Here is a 17,133-nt window from a genome sequence, read left to right on the forward strand (position 1 = left end):
CCAGGCGTTGCCCGCCTGACGACGGCCGGCGCGCACCGAGATCCGGCACGTTTGAGACGCCACAAAGCGTCTTCCCCCGGTTGGCTGGGGGCGAACGGCGTGCTACCGCGCTGCACGATGTTACGAGCGGGTGCGATCCGACGCGCGCGCTCCGCAGGCCCGTCATTTCGAGAAAGCTGATCAGACGATGTCCGAGACCAATCCCGCCAACGACGCCGGTGCGCCCCCCGCCCTGCCATTGAACATCAACCTTCAGTACACGAAGGACCTGTCCTTCGAGGTGCCGCTGGGTGCCGCGATCTTCGCGACGCTGCGCACGGCGCCGCAGATCGGCGTGAACATCGACGTTCAGGCGAATCGCCTCGAAGAAAACGATCCGATCTTCGAAGTCGCCCTCGCCGTGCGCGCCGAGGCGACCGAGACGCCGGAGAAGGAAGGCGCCACGGGCCGCACCGTGTTCATCGCGGAGCTGACCTATGCTGCGGTCGTGACGCTGGGCAATGCGCCGCAGGAGCTCGTCGAGCCGATCCTGCTCGTCGAAGTGCCGCGTCTGATCTTCCCGTTCGTTCGTGCGATCATGAGCGACGTGACCCGTGACGGCGGCTTCCCGCCGGTCGTCCTGCAGCCGATCGACTTCGTCGCGCTGTGGCAGGCCAAGCGCGCCCAGCAGTTCCCCGCACCCGCCGGGAACGCCTGATCACGCTGCGTCCCCGACCGGGGGGGCGCGCGCAAAAAGGGCCTGCGGCACAATGTGCCGCAGGCCCTTTTGTTTTGTCCGGCCGTAATCTCGCCGGGCGGTCAGGCCTGCCGGGCATCCAGTCTCTTGCGGATGTCCTGGACGAAGCGCGAATACCGCACGCCCCACATGAAAACGCGCAGGACAGCGCGGGCCGGCCAGCGACAGGGACGCCTCACCTGCAGAAGTAGAATGTACCGGGGGGCGGACGTGTTGTTCCAGACCGCATGGTTGTAGGTGTCATCAAACAGGATCGTTCGACCGTCTTCCCAGGGAATGACGCGCAAGCCCTCCGGCGTCTCGAACTGGATCCAGCAGTGTTCCCTGTCCTGCGGAACCTTCAGGGCCAGATGGAAGGTCAGCAGCCCCTTCGTCATGCCGCGATGTCGTGGAATATGGCATCCCGGTTCGAGAACCGAAAAAGAGGCCGTCACAAGATCCGGAATACTGTCGATCAGGCTGGCCGTCGTCGGAACGCGCGCGCGATTTTCCCGACGCCGGTATCCGTAGCCTTCAAGGAAATAGGACCTCCAGCGGCGGTCGGCTGCGATGCGTCCATGATCGGGCGAAATATCGCCAAGCGATGGAATGTCTGCCGCACGAATGGCAATGGCTTCGGCGCGAATGGATTGCCAGTTTGCACGGATCATTTCGATCCACGGCAGATCGCGCTCCGAGAATATCGCTCGGTCCGGCAGCAATGCATAATGCATGACGAAGCGGTCGAGGTTGTCCCGCAAACCCTTGGTCAGATGATAGATCGTCTTCTTCTTCGTCAGGCCGGCGTCCTTGCGCCGCATGGCCTTCAGTATCAACTTTTGTCCCTCCCCGACGTGCCGTCTCGTGGAGGCGCACTGTCAACATTCGGTCCCGCATGAAATGCGGGCATCGAAATGTTCACCCGATCAGCGCAGTTTCGGAACCCTTGGGCAGTATATTCGTGTGTGACCTAGGTATTCGCAAAACCCGTTTGACATCAGCGCACGAAAAGGTTCCGACACCGCAACCCCTCTATGTACGGGCATCGGTCGAACCGGAATGAATGTATCGCCTCTCGGGCGTGCAAGTCAGGGCCGAGACAGGGCATCGAGCATGGCCGCGGCATCCGGCCGCACCGCAACACGGATACCGGCCCAGGAACGAGCCGCCAGTTCCAGCGCCACCGGCCCAGATATTGCAATCGCCTGCGCGCGACGCAGGCTTGCCTCATCGGCGTCAGATGCGGCGCCTACGAAAGCACGCGCCGTGGCCGCAGAGAAAAACAGGGCCGCAGCCGGGGCCGCAGCCCATGCAGCCATCGCATCACCCGGAAGGTGGGCCACGGGCCGAGCCGCATACCCGACGCGACGGATGACGTGAAATCCTGCCCGACGCAGTGACCGCGCCAATCCCAGCCCCTCTCCTGCCCCCGACATCAGGACAAGACGACTGCCACGTTCCAGAGCCGATTCGATCCGGACACGCAAATCCTCGGCGTTGCCCGATGCACTTTCGACACGCGAAAATCCTGCGGCGCGTGCCCGGTTCGCAGTGCGATCCCCGACAGCAAAGAGCAGCATCCCGGCATCTATCGCACCGTGCCGCATAGCGGCGGTCAAAGCCGGGACGGCCTGCCCGCTCGTCATCACGACGGCATCAGGCACGTGTGCGGGAAAAGACGGCGTGCGGAACGAGACGCGCAGGAGCGGACAGGCGATCGGTTCGAATCCAGCAGCGCGGACGGCCTCCACCGTCTCCGTCAGGCCCGGTTCAGGACGGGTGACGAGAACACGGGGGCCAATGGCACTCACACAGGTTCGACGTCCGCGAAGATATCGGCAGGCGAGTCGGCCCGCAGGCTGTGACCAAGCTCGGTCCCGAGCCTGCGTGCGTCGCGCGCGGGGCCGCTGACACGCCGGCGCAGCAGGAAAGAGCCATCTTCACGTGCGACAAGACCGTCCAGCGTCAGCATCTGGCCGCTCGGATCGAGCTGCGCATGACCGCCGATCGGCGTGCGGCAGGACCCATCGAGCTCCGCCAGCAGCGCCCGCTCGGCCGTCGACACTGCACGGGCGACAGGGTCTTCGATCGCCGACAGAAGCTCGCGCAATTCAGCATCGCTTTCGCGCACGGTCACGCCGACGATGCCCTGACCGGCCGCCGGCACCATGATATCGGGCGCCAGCACGATATCCGCGCGGTCCTCCATGCCGAGACGCCGCAATCCGGCGAGGGCCAGCATGGTCGCGTCGCAGACACCGGAGGCAAGCTTGTCGAGCCGTGTCTGGACGTTTCCGCGCAGAAGGCAGAAACGCAGGTCCGGTCGCATGGCCGACAACTGTGCCTGTCGCCTCGTTGACGAACACCCGACGAGAGCGCCTTCGGGAAGGCTGTCGAGCGGATGTCCGGATCTAGGCGGCACCAGTCCGGGCCGCAGGATCAGCGCATCACGTGCATCCTCGCGACGCAGCGTGCAGGCCAGCACGAGGCCGGGCGGCAGTGTCGTCTCGAGGTCCTTCAGGCTGTGAACCGCAAAATCGATCCGCCCTTCCGCCAGGGCCTCATGGATTTCCTTGGAAAACAGCCCCTTGCCACCGATATCGGCCAGACGCCGCCCGAGCTCGCGATCGCCCGTCGTGTTGATCTGGTGTTCCTGAAATGCGCCCATATCGCGCAGCACCGGGCAGAACCGCGTCAGCCGCGTCAGGAATGCCCGCGTCTGCACCAGCGCGAGCGGCGACCCGCGCGTGCCGACACGTAGCGGCAGGGTATGCCGCGGGCTCGCACGATGGCTCGCCAGTCGCCCGACGGCACCGGCCGCGACCTGCTGAAGACGAGTGGAGAGGATGAAGGGCTGCGGATCGCGGGCGGTCATGGCAACGCTTCGTAGCGCATCGCGCGCCCTTGGGAAATCGGCCTTGGAGCAGAAGGGGTTCGCGCCGACGCATGCGTGTTATAGAGCCACCGCATGAGCCATGGTTTCAGACCTGCCCCGGTGCTTGCGATCGAGACGTCCTGCGACGACACGGCGTGTGCCGTTCTCGCACAGGACGGAACGGTGCTGGCCGAGCGCGTGGTCTCCCAGACGGCACACGCGGCACTGGGCGGCGTGGTTCCGGAAATCGCGGCGCGCGCCCATCTGGATGTGCTGCCCGCCCTGACGCGGGCCGTGCTCGGCGACGCGGGGCTGAACTTGCAGCATCTTGGCGCCATTGCCGCCAGCACAGGCCCCGGCCTGATCGGCGGCCTGATCGTCGGCAGCACGTTTGCCAAGGGCCTGGCGCTCGCGCGCGGCCTGCCGTTCATCGCCGTCAATCATATCGAGGCCCATGCGCTGACCGCCCGCCTGCCCTCTGTCGCCGGTCCGGGCGGTCTCTCCTTTCCGTATCTGCTGCTGCTGGTTTCGGGCGGCCACTGTCAGTGCGTGGCCGTTCGCGGGGTCGGCCATTATGAACGTCTCGGCGGCACGATCGACGATGCAGCCGGGGAAGCCTTCGACAAGGTTGCAAAGATGCTGGGGCTGGGCTGGCCCGGCGGTCCCGCTGTCGAAGCACTGGCTCGCGAAGGCGATCCGGAGGCCGTGGACCTGCCACGCCCGCTTTACGGCAAGCCCGGCTGCGATTTCTCGTTTTCAGGCCTGAAAACGGCCGTCTCGCGCAAGCTCGAACCATTCGGCAGGGCAGCCCTTCCGCTGCGCGACGCTGCCGACATGGCGGCAAGCTTCCAGGCCTGTGTCGCGGACATCATGGCCGATCGCGCCGAACACGCGGCCCGGCTCGTTCCCGATGCGACCGCACTCGTGGTCGCAGGCGGCGTGGCCGCGAACAGCGCCATCCGGCAGGCCCTCGAGGGCGTGGCATCGTCCCGCAACTGGCGCTTTCTCGCGCCGCCGCTGAGACTGTGCACCGACAATGCCGTCATGGTCGCATGGGCCGCGATCGAGCACCTGCGGGCCCGGGGCGATGCGCCGGACGACCTGACGGTTGCAGCGCGCCCCCGATGGCCACTTTCTGAAAGTCTGGCACGCACCGCATGAATTACCGGCACGCCTTTCACGCCGGCAATTTCGCCGACTGCATGAAACATGCGCTCCTCGTCGCCCTGCTGCAGGCGCTGCAGCGCAAACCCGGTGGCCTGTGCGTGCTCGACACCCATTCGGGGATCGGGGGCTACGACCTGACGAGCGGCCCTGCCGAACGGACTGGCGAATGGCGTTCCGGCATCGGCGCGCTCCTGGATGCGCCGCCCGATGCGGCCCTGACACCGTATCTTCAGATCGTGCGGAATTTCGGCGCGCCCGCACGCTATCCGGGCTCCCCTGAGATCGTGGCCTCGCTTCTCAGGCCGCAGGATCGCCTGATCGCGTGCGAACTGCATCCTGAAGATGCTGCCACTCTGCGCCGCACGATGGGGCGGCGCAGCGGTGTCGCGATCCACGAGCGCGACGGATTTGGCGCCATCCGCGCTCTCCTGCCCCCGGGTGACCTGCGACGCGGTCTCGTGCTGATCGATCCGCCATTCGAGCGACCGGACGATTTCACGCGCGCCGCGCAGGCACTGGCCACGGCGGCAAAGCGTTTTCCGGGTGGCGTACTCGCCGTCTGGTATCCGATCAAGCACCGCGCCCCGGTGCGAGCCTTCTTGGCCGAGGTTGAAGCTGCCGGCCTGCGCGATGTGATCACGGCGGAACTGCTGCTGCGGGAACCAGTCGATCCGACGCGCCTGAACGGCGCGGGACTTCTGGTGGTGCGCCCACCTTACGGCTTTGCGGAAACCGCGACAGCGATCCTTGACGCGCTCAGCCGCCTGCTTGCGCCCGATGCGGATGCGTGCTCGGGCGTTTCGCGCATCGTAGACGAATGAAAACGGGAAGACGGACATGAGCGTGCCCCATATTGCGGTCATCGGCGGCGGCGCCTGGGGGATCGCACTCGCGGCCCAGAGCGCGCGCGCGGGTGCGGCCGTCACACTGTGGATGCGCTCGCCGCCGCCGCCCGGCACGCGCCGACTGCCGCGCCTGCCGGACATCGAGATCCCGCCCGGCATCACCATCACGCACGAAGTACCCCGCTCGGCCGATCTCGCCCTTCTGGCAGTCCCGATGCAGACGCTGCGCGACATTTCCAACCGACTTGAGATCAACGCGCCTCTGATCGCATGCTGCAAGGGGATCGAGCGCGAGACGGGTCGCCTCCCCCTCGACATTCTTGCCGAGACCCGGCCCGGCCATGACCGGGGCATGTTGTCCGGCCCCAATTTCGCAATCGAGGTCGCCCAGGGTCTTCCGGCGGCAGCTGTGCTTGCCGCCGCCGACCTGACGACGGCGCGCACGATGGCAGCCCTTGTCGGCACGGCCACATTCCGCGTGTATGCCAGCGACGATCCGGCGGGCGTTCAGCTCGCGGGTGCCGCCAAGAACGTGATCGCGATCGGTGCGGGCGTCGCAATCGGCGCAGGCCTGGGCGAAAACGCCCGAGCGGCCCTGATCACCCGGGCGGTGGCTGAAATCGGACGTCTGTCCGAGGCAATGGGCGGTCGGGCGACCACGGTCGCGGGCCTTGCGGGCCTTGGCGACCTGATCCTGACCTGCACCGGGCGCGGCTCGCGCAACTACAGTCTGGGACTCGCACTGGGCGCGGGCGAACGCCTTGCCGACATCCTCGCCTCCCGCAGCACGGTCGCCGAAGGTGTTGCGACCGCGCCGGCCCTTCTGGCGCTCGCACGACGCCATCATGTTGCGATGCCGATCGTCGAGACAACCGCGCGTCTGCTGTCAGGCGAGTTCGATGTCAGCCGCGCGCGAGACCTGCTGCTGGACCGTCCGCCCGCTGTCGAATGACAGAAAACGACACATGGTCATGAACCGTCATGCCGCTGAACGGTTCTGGTTGAACCGGCCTGCAGACGCATCCGGTCTTGTTCAAGGTTCAGGAGCGGCGGTTCAGGCATGTGGATGCGTAACGAAGCCATGCGGCGTTTTATCGGTCGCAACAAGATAGCCCGCGCCCTGACTTTCGGAATGCAGAACATTCTGCAAACCCGCCTTCTGAGCGGTCACAAGCACCCTGAAACGCTCGGCCGCCTGCGCGATTGCCGCAAGCGCGCCCATTCCCTTCTCAGCGCCGACGAATCCTTCATCGTGCATGAGATCGCGAGTGCCCAGAGCCGCCTGCCCGGCGATTTTGCCGAATTCGGCGTCTACCGGGGCGCCTCGGCGCACCTGATCGGCTCGGTCAAGGGTGCACGCCGCCTGCATCTGTTCGACACGTTCGACGGGTTGCCGGACATGGGCGGCAAGGACGAGCCGGTCTTTCACAAGGGGCAGTTCACAGGCACCCTGAATGCCGTGCGCGACCTTATGCGCAATATCCCGGACGTCGCCTTCCATCAGGGCATGTTTCCCGACAGCACGGCGGGGCTCGAGCAACTGAGGTTCTCGTTCGTGCATCTCGATGTCGATCTGCATGACGCGACACTGGCAGGGCTGCGGTATTTCTATCCGCGCATGGTGCCCGGCGGCATCATCCTGACCCACGATTATTCCATCGTGGACGGTGTGCGCCGCGCGTTCCGGACCTTTCTGGCCGATCGCCCGGAGGGCGTCATCGAATTGCCGACGACGCAGGCGATGATCGTGCGTCAGGCAGCCGACCATGCACAGGCCATGGCTGCCTGAAACATCCTCAGCCGATGAACAGGCCTGCGATGGTGGCGCTCATGGCATTCGACAGGGCGCCCCCCAGCACGGCACGCGGCGCGAGCCGTGCGATCTCGGCCCGACGCTCCGGCACGATCCCGCCATACACGCCCACCAGAATACCGATCGTCGAGATATTGGCGAAGCCGCACAATGCGAAAGACGCGATGGCCGTCCCCCGCGCGGACAACATATGCGCCGTGATCATCGGCTGCATTGCCACATAAGCCACGAACTCGTTGAACGCGAATTTCTGGCCCAGAAGACTGCCGATCGCGCGACAATCCGACCACGGTGCGCCCATGGCCCAGGCGACGGGTGCCAGGGCAAATCCCAGGATACCGTGCAGCGATACCGTCTCGTCGCCGAACCAGCGGCCCACGCCGTGAAGGACGCCGTCCACCAGTGCGATCAGGCTGACAAAGGCGACCAGCATTGCCGCCACCGCGACGGCCACGCGGACACCCGCGTTCGTTCCTTCTGAAATCGCTTCGAAAATGCCACCCGCCCGTTCATCCAGCGACAGGGCCGCGGCCGGCATCGATGGCTCGTCCGCGGATGGATAGAGCAGCTTGGCGAACAGAAGCCCACCGGGGATCGCCATGAAGGATGCGGCGATCAGGTAGTCCATCGGAACACCCAGTGCCGCGTAACCCGCCAGCACCGAACCCGCGACCGACGCCGGCCCCGCGCACATCACGGTAAAGAGTTCGGCCGTGCCGAGCCGGGCGAGATAGGGGCGAAGGGCGACCGGCATTTCGCTCTGCCCGAGAAAGATCGTCAGCACGGCCGAGAAACTCTCGATCGCGCTGGTCCCGATCAGGCTCCGGACCGCACCGCCGACCACGCGGGCCACGAACTGCATGACGCCGAAATGATACAGGATGGCAATCAGCGCGCTGATGTAGATGATCTGCGGCAGAACCTGCAGCGCGAACACAAATCCGCCGCCGCCGAACAGGGCTGTCATCTTCGGCCCGACAAGCCCGCCGAACAGGAAGGCCGTGCCGTCCCGTCCATAGGACAGGACCATATCCGCGCCGTTTGCCACGGCATGCAGCGCAGCGCGCCCCGGCGGCACGAACAGGATCAGTGCCCCGATCGCGATCTGCAAGGCCAGCGCCGCGAAGACGATCCGCGGCGAAATCCGCCTGGGCGTCCGAGAGAAGGCAGCGGCCGCTGCAAGCAGCAGCGCCATGCCGAACACTGCACGCAGGACATGGATCAGCACTATGTAGCTTCGCTTTCAACAAACACGGAGGTCCGTTCGACAGGCTGCGGTGCAATCAGCCGTTTGTCCAGCGCACCGCGCTTGCGTAGAGTGGGTCCCCGATACTCTTCCCACAGCCTGGATGCCCATGTCCCAGACCGCGACAACCGCTTTCGATTTCAGCCTTACCGGTCTCGACGGCCGCACGATCGATCTCGATGCGTATCGCGGACGTCCGATCCTGATCGCCAACACGGCCTCCGAATGCGGATTCACCTCTCAGTATGAGGGACTGCAGTCGGTATGGACACGGTGGCGCGATTCGGGCCTCGTGGTCATCGCAGTGCCGAGCAACGATTTCGGCCAGCAGGAGCCCGGCGACGCCGAACAGATCGGGCGCGTCTGCTACAACAACTACGGCGTGAGCTTTCCCGTTGCAGCCAAGAGCCCGGTCAAGGGTGCGCACGCCATCCCGCTGTTTTCCTGGCTCGCGCGACAGGGCGGTTTCCTCGCCCGGCCGCGGTGGAACTTCTACAAATACATCATCGGGCGCGACGGTACACTCGCGACGTGGTTCTCGAGCATCTCGCGCCCGGACTCGGAGCGGGTGCAGTCGGCCGTCATGCGTGTCGTGCTGGATCACTGACCGCCTGTCATGACCGCCATTATCGGAATTCTGGTGCCGATCTTCGGCCTGATCGCACTCGGCTATGCCGCAGGTCTGAAGAACTGGTTCGGTCACGGCGCGACGGACTGCCTCAATCGTTTCGTCGTCCGTGTGGCCCTGCCCGCCCAGCTCTTCGTGGCGACCGCACAGACACCCGGGCATGTGCTGCTGCAACCCGGATTGCTCATTGTGTTCGGGACGGGATGCCTGCTGACGGCACTCCTCGGATGGGTGTTCGACTGGATGCGTCCGACGGAACGCGACCACCGAATGTCCGGTGCCGCGATCGAAGGCCTCTGCGCCGGCTACAGCAACACGGCCTTCATCGGTATCCCGGTCTGTCTCGCCGTGTTCGGCCCCGGCAGCATGGCAGCCGTCACGATCGCATCCCTGCTGACCGTGTGCCTGCTGTTCGCGATCGCGATCGCCCTGGTCGAGTTCGAGAACGCCGGAGCGGATCCAGCCGCTCAGCGCAGCGCCGCCCAGGTTCTGGGACAGGTCATGCTTGGGCTGCTGCGCAACCCGCTTGTCTTCATGCCCCTGGCAGGCGGCGTGCTGAACGCAAGCGGGATCGGCCTCGCCGGCCCGTTTGCCGCGACCGCGCAGTTGATCGGCAGCGCCTCGAGTCCGTGCGCGCTCGTGACGATCGGATTGTTCCTTGCCGACACGCGTCCGGGCTCCGCCCGGTCCACGGTCCGTCGTGTGCCGCCGATGGCCGTGGCACGGCTCGTGACGTTGAAACTGCTCGTTCAGCCGGGTGTCACGGCCATGACGGCACTCGCCGTGAAGATGCTTGACCGCACCACGTTCGAGGAAGCCGTGCTGCTGGCCGCACTGCCGACCGGGACGGGACCGTTCATGCTTGCGAAACTCTACGATCGCGAGGCCAGGGTCGCGAGCCGTGCGATCCTGGTTTCGACGTTGCTGTCCGCCGTGACGATCGCCGCACTCCTGCGCGCATTCGGTTGATCAGAGCGGGCCGAGAGCCTGCTCGATAATGGCGATGTTGCGCAGATCCGCCTTGAACGCGGTATCGAACAGATCGCCCAGGATCGGCACGACGCCTGCGGCCGCCTCGATCGCGACATTGCCGAGCATCCGCATCAGCAGCGGACGCGGCACACCCAGCCGCCATGCCTGATGGACGATGTAGAGCGACAGCAATGCCGAGATCGTGTCGCCGCCGCCCGGCACCAGCCCGATCAGTGTGTCCAGCCCGAAGCGCATCCGAACACCCGGGATCCGGAAGGCTCCGTTCAGCAGCCAGGCAAGCTTGCGGATCCGCGCCAGACGCGCACGCGCGTCAGCACGATCGGAGGGGCCCATGATGTCGAAGGGCGCATAGGTCCGGGTCGTCATGAAGACGGATATCGGGCGCGGTCCCTGTTGATACAAGCACCGCAGCCCCGGGCTCGGAGATCGCCGGTTCAGAAATTGGTCGTGAACTGGCCGCCGAGCACGGCCGCATCGCGGAACGTCGTCGTGGCCCCCGGATGCTGCAGATACTGGAAGTCGAACTGCAGGGCCGTCGCACGCATCAGGTGCACGCTGTAGAACGCCTCATACACCTGCTCCCATTTCTGCACCCCGTAGACTGTCCCCCACTGGTTCGAGAGGTATGGCGTGCCGAGGGCCAGCGACGCCTCCTGCTGGAGCCGGACCGAATGGCTCATGTCGATATGCTGGAACTCGATGCCCACCTGATCGAGCGGCCGGCCCCATGGCGTGCCGCTCTCGAGCAGGCCGATCCATTCATGATCGCGCATGGCCGTGACGTTGCCCTGCGCATAGCCGAGACCACCGATCACGATCAGGCCGTCGGCGAGCCCCTTTCCGTTACGCACGAGCATCTGGTTGAACATGAACCATGATGACCACATGCCCGATTCATGACGTTGCGGACGCCCCGTCAGCAGGAACGAGTTGCCGTTGATGTCCTCATACAGGTTCGGATACGTCGAATTGTCGTAATACGTGCCGATCTTGTAATGGCCGAGCAGGTCGTCATGACCGAACGAGGGCGACCAGCCAAGTTCGACCTGCGTCGAGACCCCGCTCATCTTCTGCCCCCACGACCAGCCCGAGATACCGCCGTTATAGCCCGCCTGGGTCACGCCGAAGGCGCCCGCCATGATGTAGGTGCGCTCCGTCGGCCGGTAGCGGACCACACCACCGAGATTTCCCGACGGCCAGTCGCGCCCGCCCGGCATGTATTTGCCCGGCGCGAAATTGCCGCAGACCGCCACGTTCATGAACGAGCATCCGAGCGCATCGAAATCGAAGAACGTGCCCGTCGGGATCCACCCCGCCGAGACGATCAGCCGGTCATGGAAGAACGTCTTGTCCGCATACAGATCCACGAGATGGGCCACGACATTGCCGCGCGCGCCATAGATCTGCTCCGGATTGGCGACATAGTCGCCGAGCGTGTGGCTGAAATTGTTGCCGTGCCCGTTGATGACCAGCATGTGCGTCCAGAAGCCGGGAATGCCCGCGAGCTTCTGCCAGTCGATATCGACCTCGCCCGCGATCTGGCCTGCCAGCACGTCCGCCCGCGTTCGGCCGCCCGTGACGTTGCCCATGAACTCCTCGTTCAGGGCCAGATTGACGAAGATGCCGTGATCCGTGAGCCACGTCTGCGCCCCGCCCCAATCCCCGAACAGATGCGGATTCCCATACAGCGAGGGAACGAGCGGCCCGATCGGGACCTGCCCTTCGCCCGAAATCGGAAAGCCTGTTGCCGTATAGTTCGGTGTGGTGATCGTCTTCGCAGTCTCGGCCTGGGCACAGGCGCGATGGATCGGCATCGCAAGGGCCGCAAGACCCAGCAAAGCGGCGAGCACGTTGCGGCTCGCACAGTATGTGGGTCGATCGTGCCAATGTGCCGCGGCGGTCAATGTCTCGGTCATCAGTTGCTCATCGCCCTTTCAAGTGAACGGGCGATTAACTATCCGACATAAATCAGAATGGAATGACATTTTTCGCACATCTATGTGAGATATTACGTCTGAATGCGCCAGTCGGGCTGTGATGTTGCGGACACGGACCTCACTTGATTTCGCATGCGGTCTGTTCAAATCTCGTTGCAACGATTTGCGTCGTGGGATGTGCTTTGTCGAACAGTCGGCTGGCGCATCATGCTAGACACAACATTCACAACGCGGCCGTCCAGGACAGGAAACGACGACCATGCGCCATCGCCGTATCGGGATCGCCATTGTCTTGATGGTGTGCGCAACGATCCTGGGATCGCTCGTGCCCATCGTCTCGCGTCATGCCATCGGCGGCCATGCGGGCCTGATCGGCGGCATCATGCTGGCGCTGGAGATCGGCGCCTATTGCAGCGCGATCGCCCTGATCGTGCGTCAGCTCCGCGCGACTTCACGCGCACCGCTGGGTCGCGGCAGCAGCCACCTGTAAGCGCGGCAGAACGGGACGCCTATGCAACGGGCCGTTTCGGGCGCCTGCCGATCGCCCTCGCGATCAACAATCGCATTTCCGCACTCTACCGCCGGAGCATGCGGAGGAGAATGACGAGATCGGCAGACGCCCCATGGTAAGCGCCACACAGCCGCACTAGAAACGCGGCAATGTTCAAGAATCTGCTGACAGTTGGCGGCTGGACCCTGTTGTCCCGTGTGCTCGGGCTGGTGCGTGATCTCCAGCTCGCGGCCCTGCTCGGCGCGGGACCGGTGCAGGACGCCTATCAGGTGGCCTGCCGCCTGCCCAACATGTTCCGGCGCCTGTTCGGCGAGGGCGCATTCAACGCGGCGTTCGTGCCGCAGTTCTCGGCGATGCTCGAGACCGAGGGCGAAGCGTCCTCGCAACGATTCGCGGCCGAGACGCTCGGTGCGATGCTGCTTTGGCTGTCCCTGCTGTGCATCTTGGGCGAACTCTTCATGCCCGCCGTGCTGTGGCTCGTCGCACCCGGTTTCCATGACGGCAATACCGATCGTTACGCGATCGGCCTCGGCCTGACGCGCATCACCCTGCCCTACATGGTGCTGATCTGCGCGACGGCTCTCGTCTCGGGCGTGCTGAACGGGATGCACCGCTTCAGTGCTGCGGCGGCGGCCTATGTCGCCTTCAACGTGATCGGTATCGGTGCGACCTGGATCGGCGCCCATTTCTTTCATGCCCCGGCCGAGGCCAGCGCCTGGGGTGTCACGATTTCCGGCGCCGTGCAGCTCGTGCTCGTACTCTGGGCGACCCATCGCGCAGGGCTGACCCTGCTGCCTCGCTGGCCGCATCTGAACACACATGCCCGCACGCTCATCACGCGCATGGTCCCGGGCCTGATCGGTTCGGGTGTGACGCAGGTAAACCTCCTCGTCGACACGATGATCGCATCCGAGCTGCCGACCGGCGCCGTCTCCTGGCTCTATTTTGCCGACCGGCTAAATCAGCTCCCCTTGGGCGTGCTCGGGGCTGCTGCCGGGACGACGCTCCTGCCGGTCATGACCCGCCTGATCGCATCCGGCGACGAGGCGGGCGCACGCGGCTCCATGAACCGCTCGCTCGATTACACCGCGATGCTCACCCTGCCCGCGGCATTCGGCCTGATGGCGCTCGCACCCGGGATCATCGCGGCCCTGTTCGGCGTCGGGCGCTTCACGACGCTCGACGTCGTGCACTCTGCCGCGGCCTTGCGTGCCTATTCGCTTGGTCTGCCAGCTTTCGTCTGCATCAAGGTCCTGACGCCCGGCTTCTATGCGCACGGCGACACAAGCACGCCCGTCCGGATCGGCTTCCTGACGATCAGTCTCAACCTGGCACTCAATCTGCTGCTCTACCGGCCTCTCGTCGAAGTCGGCCCGCCGCTGGCCAGCACGATCGCGGCCTTCGTCAACGTGGGTCTGCTCGCCGCCATCCTCTATCGTCGCGGTCATTTTCAGGCGGATACGGTCCAGATCTCGCGCCTGGCGAAGATGCTGGCCGCATCGGTCGTGATGGCAGCGGTCGTGATCGGGGTGCAGCACATGCTGGCACCCGATCTGATCGTCTGGCCCAAGCTGCTGCGCTTCGTGACGGTTGCCGCCCTGATCGGGTTCGGCGGCATCGTCTATCTCGCGATGCTCGCAGCCACGGGCGTCGCATCACCGCGATCGGTGCTCCGGCGGTTCGCACGATGAGCCCGCTTCACAAGCCAATGATCCAGCCGGTACAAACACCCCATGCCTGCACTGCCGCCCACGTGACGTATCCCTCGCCGGAAGGCGCCACGCCCGCCATGGCCCAATGGTTCGCGCTTAAGGCGGAAAATCCGGACGCGCTCCTGTTCTTCCGCATGGGCGATTTCTACGAACTGTTCTTTGGCGATGCCCAGTCGGCAGCAACCGCCCTCGACATCTCCCTGACGACGCGCGGCACCCATGCAGGGGCCCCGATCCCGATGTGCGGTGTCCCCGTCGCGGCTGCCCCGGCCTATCTCGCGCGCCTCATCCGACGTGGCTTCCGCGTGGCCATCGCCGAACAGACGGCCACCCCGGAAAGCCGAAAGGGCGGCCCGAAAGGCCCGCTTCCACGCGCCATCGTCCGCCTTGTTACGCCCGGCACCCTGACCGAGGACGACCTGCTCGACGCATCCCGTCAGAACCTGCTGCTCGCACTGGCCAGCACTGGAAAACGCAGCGCTGTCCGGATCGGTGCCGCCTGGATCGACATCTCGACCGGCCTGTTCGAGCTGGCGAGCGTCTCGCCTATGGCTTTGCCCGACCTGCTGGCGCGTCTGGATCCGGCCGAGATTCTCGGAGATCCGGCTCTGGTCACGGGCGAGTACGTCTCCCGCCTCGCGCCCACGATTGCACCGCCCGCCCCCGCATCGGCCCGGTCCATCCTGTCGCGCAACCTCGGTGTCGCCCAGCTCGATGCGATCGGGGACTTTCCGGACGAACAGTGCGTCGCCGGTGCGCTGGCCGTCGAATACATCCGCCGCACGCAGGCCGGCCGGCTTCCGCGTCTCGCCCGACCGGCCCAGGTCGAGACCGGAGCCGTTCTGGGCCTGGACCCGGCGACGCGCGCCAGCCTCGAGCTGCTGCGCGCACGTGACGGCACGACGGAACACACGCTGGTCTCCGCCATCGATCGGACGCTGACCGCCGCAGGCGGCCGCCTGCTCGGACTGTGGCTCGCAAGCCCGAGCACGGATCTGTCGCTGATCATCGCGCGTCAGGATGCCTGGTCCTGGCTCGTCACCCGGACCGAACTCGCCGATCCGCTCGGCCGGGCCCTGCGCAGCGCACCTGACCTCGCACGAGCGCTCGGCAGGCTCTCGGCAGGGCGTGGTCAACCGCGCGATCTCGCGAGCGTACGCGATGCGCTGACCTGTGCCGACGTAATCGCGGGTCTGCTGGCAGGCGCCGGATCTGCCCAAGGTCCGCGTCTGATCGCGGACGCCGAGCAGAATCTCGCGAATCGGGTACCCGATCTGCACGCCGCCCTGAATGCAGCCCTGGCCGACGATCTTCCGGCCCGGGTCGAGGATGGCGGTCTCATCGCGACCGGCTATTCGGCCGAACTGGACCGTGCGCGGTCCCTGCGTGACGACAGCCGCCGGGTCGTCGCGGAGTTGCAGGTCAGGCTGCAGGCGGAGCTCGGTCTCAACAGCCTCAAGATCCGTCATCACGCGCAGCTCGGCTACGTGGTCGAGGTTCCGGCCGCGATGGGTGCCTCCCTGCGCGACAGGCCGGGCCTGCTGTTCCGTCAGGGTACGACAAGCGTCGCCCGGTTCTCGACCGAGGAGCTCGCGAGCCTCGATCGAGCCATTCTCGATGCCGGCGAGCGGGCGCTCGTGCTCGAGCGGCAGATCTTCGCGAGTCTTGCCGAGGATACGTTGGCCAGCGCGGCCCTGCCCGAAATCGCCGAACTGTTCGCCTTCCTCGACGTCGTGCGGGGTGCGGCCCAGCTCGCACAGGGCGGTGACTGGTGCCGCCCTGAGATGCGGGACGATACGGCTTTCACCCTGCGGGCCATGCGACATCCCGTGGTCGAGGCGGCCCTGACCGGCGACGCCCGGTTCGTACCCAACGACTGCGTGCTGGCACCCGATGCCCGCGTCATGCTGCTGACCGGGCCGAACATGGCCGGCAAATCGACGTTCCTGCGGCAGAACGCGATTGCCGTGGTGCTGGCCCAGGCCGGCCTGCCCCTGCCGGCCCGGAGCGGTGTCATCGGCATCGTGGACCGGCTGTTCTCGCGTGTGGGCGCGGCCGACGATCTGGCGCGCGGGCGCTCCACGTTCATGGTCGAGATGACCGAGACGGCGGCCATCCTCAATCAGGCCGGACCGCGCTCCCTCGTCGTGGTCGACGAGATCGGCCGTGGCACCGCGACGCTCGACGGCCTCGCCATCGCGTGGGCAACGTTGGAAGCCGTGCACTCGGATCTTGGATCGCGTTGCATTTTCGCCACGCACTTCCATGAACTGACCGATCTGGCCGACACGCTCCCGCGGCTCGCGCCCTTCACGATGGCCGTGCGGGAATGGCGCGGCGATGTCGTCTTCCAGCACGAGGTGCGACGCGGATCGGCCAAGAGAAGCTGGGGTGTCCACGTGGCGCGTCTGGCCGGTGTACCCGAAGTCGTGGTGCGCCGGGCGGCCAAGCTCCTCGGCGCTCTCGAAGCCGACCATGCCCGCGCCCGTGCGCCCCTGCCGCTGTTCGACGCCGGGCAGGCAGCGGCGCCAGAGCCACACGACGCCCCAAATGCGCATTCCGCCCTGCATGAGGCGGTTGCAAATCTCGACCCGGATGCCATGACACCGCGCGCGGCACTGGATGCGATTTATGCGCTTCGGAAACTGGCGCTTGAAGACGATACGGTTTTAGGCCGAGGATAACGTTCCG

General features: G+C 65.8%; 16 protein-coding genes. 10 read left to right on the forward strand and 6 right to left on the reverse strand.

The window, feature by feature from the left end:
• Positions 1-187: 187 nt before the first annotated feature.
• Positions 188-697 carry a protein-export chaperone SecB gene (gene secB / locus B8446_RS06175; RefSeq protein WP_048848419.1) on the forward strand — a complete coding sequence of 170 codons (510 nt, stop codon included), beginning with the start codon at positions 188-190 and terminating at the stop codon, positions 695-697.
• A gap of 101 nt (positions 698-798) precedes the next feature.
• On the opposite strand, the gene B8446_RS06180 is transcribed toward secB, so the two are convergent.
• The 3 genes from B8446_RS06180 to hemC form a co-directional block, all read right to left on the reverse strand.
• On the reverse strand, positions 799-1,536 hold the full coding sequence (locus tag B8446_RS06180) for an aspartyl/asparaginyl beta-hydroxylase domain-containing protein (protein WP_048848305.1): 738 nt from the start codon (positions 1,534-1,536) through the stop codon (positions 799-801).
• A 267-nt stretch (positions 1,537-1,803) separates the two neighbouring features.
• The gene (locus B8446_RS06185) at positions 1,804-2,526 is read right to left on the reverse strand and encodes a uroporphyrinogen-III synthase (RefSeq protein WP_048848306.1); all 723 of its coding nucleotides are present in this window, start codon (positions 2,524-2,526) and stop codon (positions 1,804-1,806) included.
• The gene (hemC, locus tag B8446_RS06190; protein WP_048848308.1) at positions 2,523-3,590 is read right to left on the reverse strand and encodes a hydroxymethylbilane synthase; all 1,068 of its coding nucleotides are present in this window, start codon (positions 3,588-3,590) and stop codon (positions 2,523-2,525) included. The genes B8446_RS06185 and hemC overlap by 4 nt, the downstream gene beginning before the upstream one ends.
• 93 nt (positions 3,591-3,683) lie before the next feature.
• Here hemC and tsaD point away from each other — a divergent pair, with 93 nt between their 5' ends.
• The 4 genes from tsaD to B8446_RS06210 all read left to right on the forward strand — a co-directional run bounded on the left by tsaD (position 3,684) and on the right by B8446_RS06210 (position 7,391).
• Complete coding sequence (gene tsaD, locus B8446_RS06195; protein WP_048848311.1) at positions 3,684-4,751, forward strand: tRNA (adenosine(37)-N6)-threonylcarbamoyltransferase complex transferase subunit TsaD; 1,068 nt, start codon at positions 3,684-3,686, stop codon at positions 4,749-4,751.
• On the forward strand, positions 4,748-5,578 hold the full coding sequence (locus B8446_RS06200; protein ID WP_048848312.1) for a 23S rRNA (adenine(2030)-N(6))-methyltransferase RlmJ: 831 nt from the start codon (positions 4,748-4,750) through the stop codon (positions 5,576-5,578). Before tsaD ends, B8446_RS06200 begins: the two co-directional genes overlap by 4 nt.
• Before the next feature lie 16 nt (positions 5,579-5,594).
• On the forward strand, positions 5,595-6,554 hold the full coding sequence (locus B8446_RS06205) for an NAD(P)H-dependent glycerol-3-phosphate dehydrogenase (protein WP_048848314.1): 960 nt from the start codon (positions 5,595-5,597) through the stop codon (positions 6,552-6,554).
• A 108-nt stretch (positions 6,555-6,662) separates the two neighbouring features.
• Positions 6,663-7,391, forward strand: a complete 729-nt coding sequence (locus B8446_RS06210; protein WP_048848316.1) for a TylF/MycF/NovP-related O-methyltransferase — start codon at positions 6,663-6,665, stop codon at positions 7,389-7,391.
• Between the two features lie 7 nt (positions 7,392-7,398).
• Here B8446_RS06210 and B8446_RS06215 read toward each other — a convergent pair whose 3' ends face one another.
• Positions 7,399-8,610 (reverse strand): NupC/NupG family nucleoside CNT transporter, encoded by a 1,212-nt coding sequence (locus tag B8446_RS06215; RefSeq protein WP_048848420.1) that lies wholly within the window; start codon positions 8,608-8,610, stop codon positions 7,399-7,401.
• A gap of 154 nt (positions 8,611-8,764) precedes the next feature.
• Here B8446_RS06215 and B8446_RS06220 point away from each other — a divergent pair, with 154 nt between their 5' ends.
• Entirely contained in the window at positions 8,765-9,268 is a 504-nt protein-coding gene (locus tag B8446_RS06220) for a glutathione peroxidase (protein WP_084712122.1), read from the forward strand.
• A 9-nt stretch (positions 9,269-9,277) separates the two neighbouring features.
• Entirely contained in the window at positions 9,278-10,258 is a 981-nt protein-coding gene (locus tag B8446_RS06225) for an AEC family transporter (protein WP_048848319.1), read from the forward strand.
• On the opposite strand, the gene B8446_RS06230 is transcribed toward B8446_RS06225, so the two are convergent.
• Entirely contained in the window at positions 10,259-10,648 is a 390-nt protein-coding gene (locus B8446_RS06230; RefSeq protein WP_048848320.1) for a DUF4112 domain-containing protein, read from the reverse strand. It lies immediately after the preceding gene.
• A gap of 68 nt (positions 10,649-10,716) precedes the next feature.
• Positions 10,717-12,096 carry a carbohydrate porin gene (locus B8446_RS06235; protein WP_148505878.1) on the reverse strand — a complete coding sequence of 460 codons (1,380 nt, stop codon included), beginning with the start codon at positions 12,094-12,096 and terminating at the stop codon, positions 10,717-10,719.
• A gap of 382 nt (positions 12,097-12,478) precedes the next feature.
• Between B8446_RS06235 and B8446_RS06240 the strand changes: the two genes are divergently transcribed.
• The 3 genes from B8446_RS06240 to mutS all read left to right on the forward strand — a co-directional run bounded on the left by B8446_RS06240 (position 12,479) and on the right by mutS (position 17,126).
• On the forward strand, positions 12,479-12,709 hold the full coding sequence (locus B8446_RS06240; protein ID WP_048848322.1) for a hypothetical protein: 231 nt from the start codon (positions 12,479-12,481) through the stop codon (positions 12,707-12,709).
• 170 nt (positions 12,710-12,879) lie between these two features.
• Positions 12,880-14,421, forward strand: coding sequence for a murein biosynthesis integral membrane protein MurJ (gene murJ / locus B8446_RS06245; protein WP_048848324.1), 1,542 nt, complete (start codon positions 12,880-12,882; stop codon positions 14,419-14,421).
• A 62-nt stretch (positions 14,422-14,483) separates the two neighbouring features.
• Positions 14,484-17,126, forward strand: a complete 2,643-nt coding sequence (gene mutS, locus B8446_RS06250) for a DNA mismatch repair protein MutS (protein WP_048848424.1) — start codon at positions 14,484-14,486, stop codon at positions 17,124-17,126.
• The last annotated feature ends 7 nt before the right edge of the window (positions 17,127-17,133 follow it).

Source organism: Tanticharoenia sakaeratensis NBRC 103193, from assembly GCF_000963885.1.
GTDB lineage: Bacteria > Pseudomonadota > Alphaproteobacteria > Acetobacterales > Acetobacteraceae > Tanticharoenia > Tanticharoenia sakaeratensis.

Bases quoted from the DNA above. Each gene is read 5' to 3' on its own strand.
- secB (WP_048848419.1), top strand. From the start codon at position 188: ATGTCCGAGACCAATCCCGCCAACGACGCCGGTGCGCCCCCCGCCCTG.
- B8446_RS06180 (WP_048848305.1), bottom strand. From the start codon at position 1,536: ATGCGGCGCAAGGACGCCGGCCTGACGAAGAAGAAGACGATCTATCAT.
- hemC (WP_048848308.1), bottom strand. From the start codon at position 3,590: ATGACCGCCCGCGATCCGCAGCCCTTCATCCTCTCCACTCGTCTTCAG.
- tsaD (WP_048848311.1), top strand. From the start codon at position 3,684: ATGAGCCATGGTTTCAGACCTGCCCCGGTGCTTGCGATCGAGACGTCC.
- B8446_RS06200 (WP_048848312.1), top strand. From the start codon at position 4,748: ATGAATTACCGGCACGCCTTTCACGCCGGCAATTTCGCCGACTGCATG.
- B8446_RS06205 (WP_048848314.1), top strand. From the start codon at position 5,595: ATGAGCGTGCCCCATATTGCGGTCATCGGCGGCGGCGCCTGGGGGATC.
- B8446_RS06210 (WP_048848316.1), top strand. From the start codon at position 6,663: ATGTGGATGCGTAACGAAGCCATGCGGCGTTTTATCGGTCGCAACAAG.
- B8446_RS06215 (WP_048848420.1), bottom strand. From the start codon at position 8,610: ATGGCGCTGCTGCTTGCAGCGGCCGCTGCCTTCTCTCGGACGCCCAGG.
- B8446_RS06220 (WP_084712122.1), top strand. From the start codon at position 8,765: ATGCCCATGTCCCAGACCGCGACAACCGCTTTCGATTTCAGCCTTACC.
- B8446_RS06225 (WP_048848319.1), top strand. From the start codon at position 9,278: ATGACCGCCATTATCGGAATTCTGGTGCCGATCTTCGGCCTGATCGCA.
- B8446_RS06230 (WP_048848320.1), bottom strand. From the start codon at position 10,648: ATGACGACCCGGACCTATGCGCCCTTCGACATCATGGGCCCCTCCGAT.
- B8446_RS06235 (WP_148505878.1), bottom strand. From the start codon at position 12,096: ATGCCGATCCATCGCGCCTGTGCCCAGGCCGAGACTGCGAAGACGATC.
- B8446_RS06240 (WP_048848322.1), top strand. From the start codon at position 12,479: ATGCGCCATCGCCGTATCGGGATCGCCATTGTCTTGATGGTGTGCGCA.
- murJ (WP_048848324.1), top strand. From the start codon at position 12,880: ATGTTCAAGAATCTGCTGACAGTTGGCGGCTGGACCCTGTTGTCCCGT.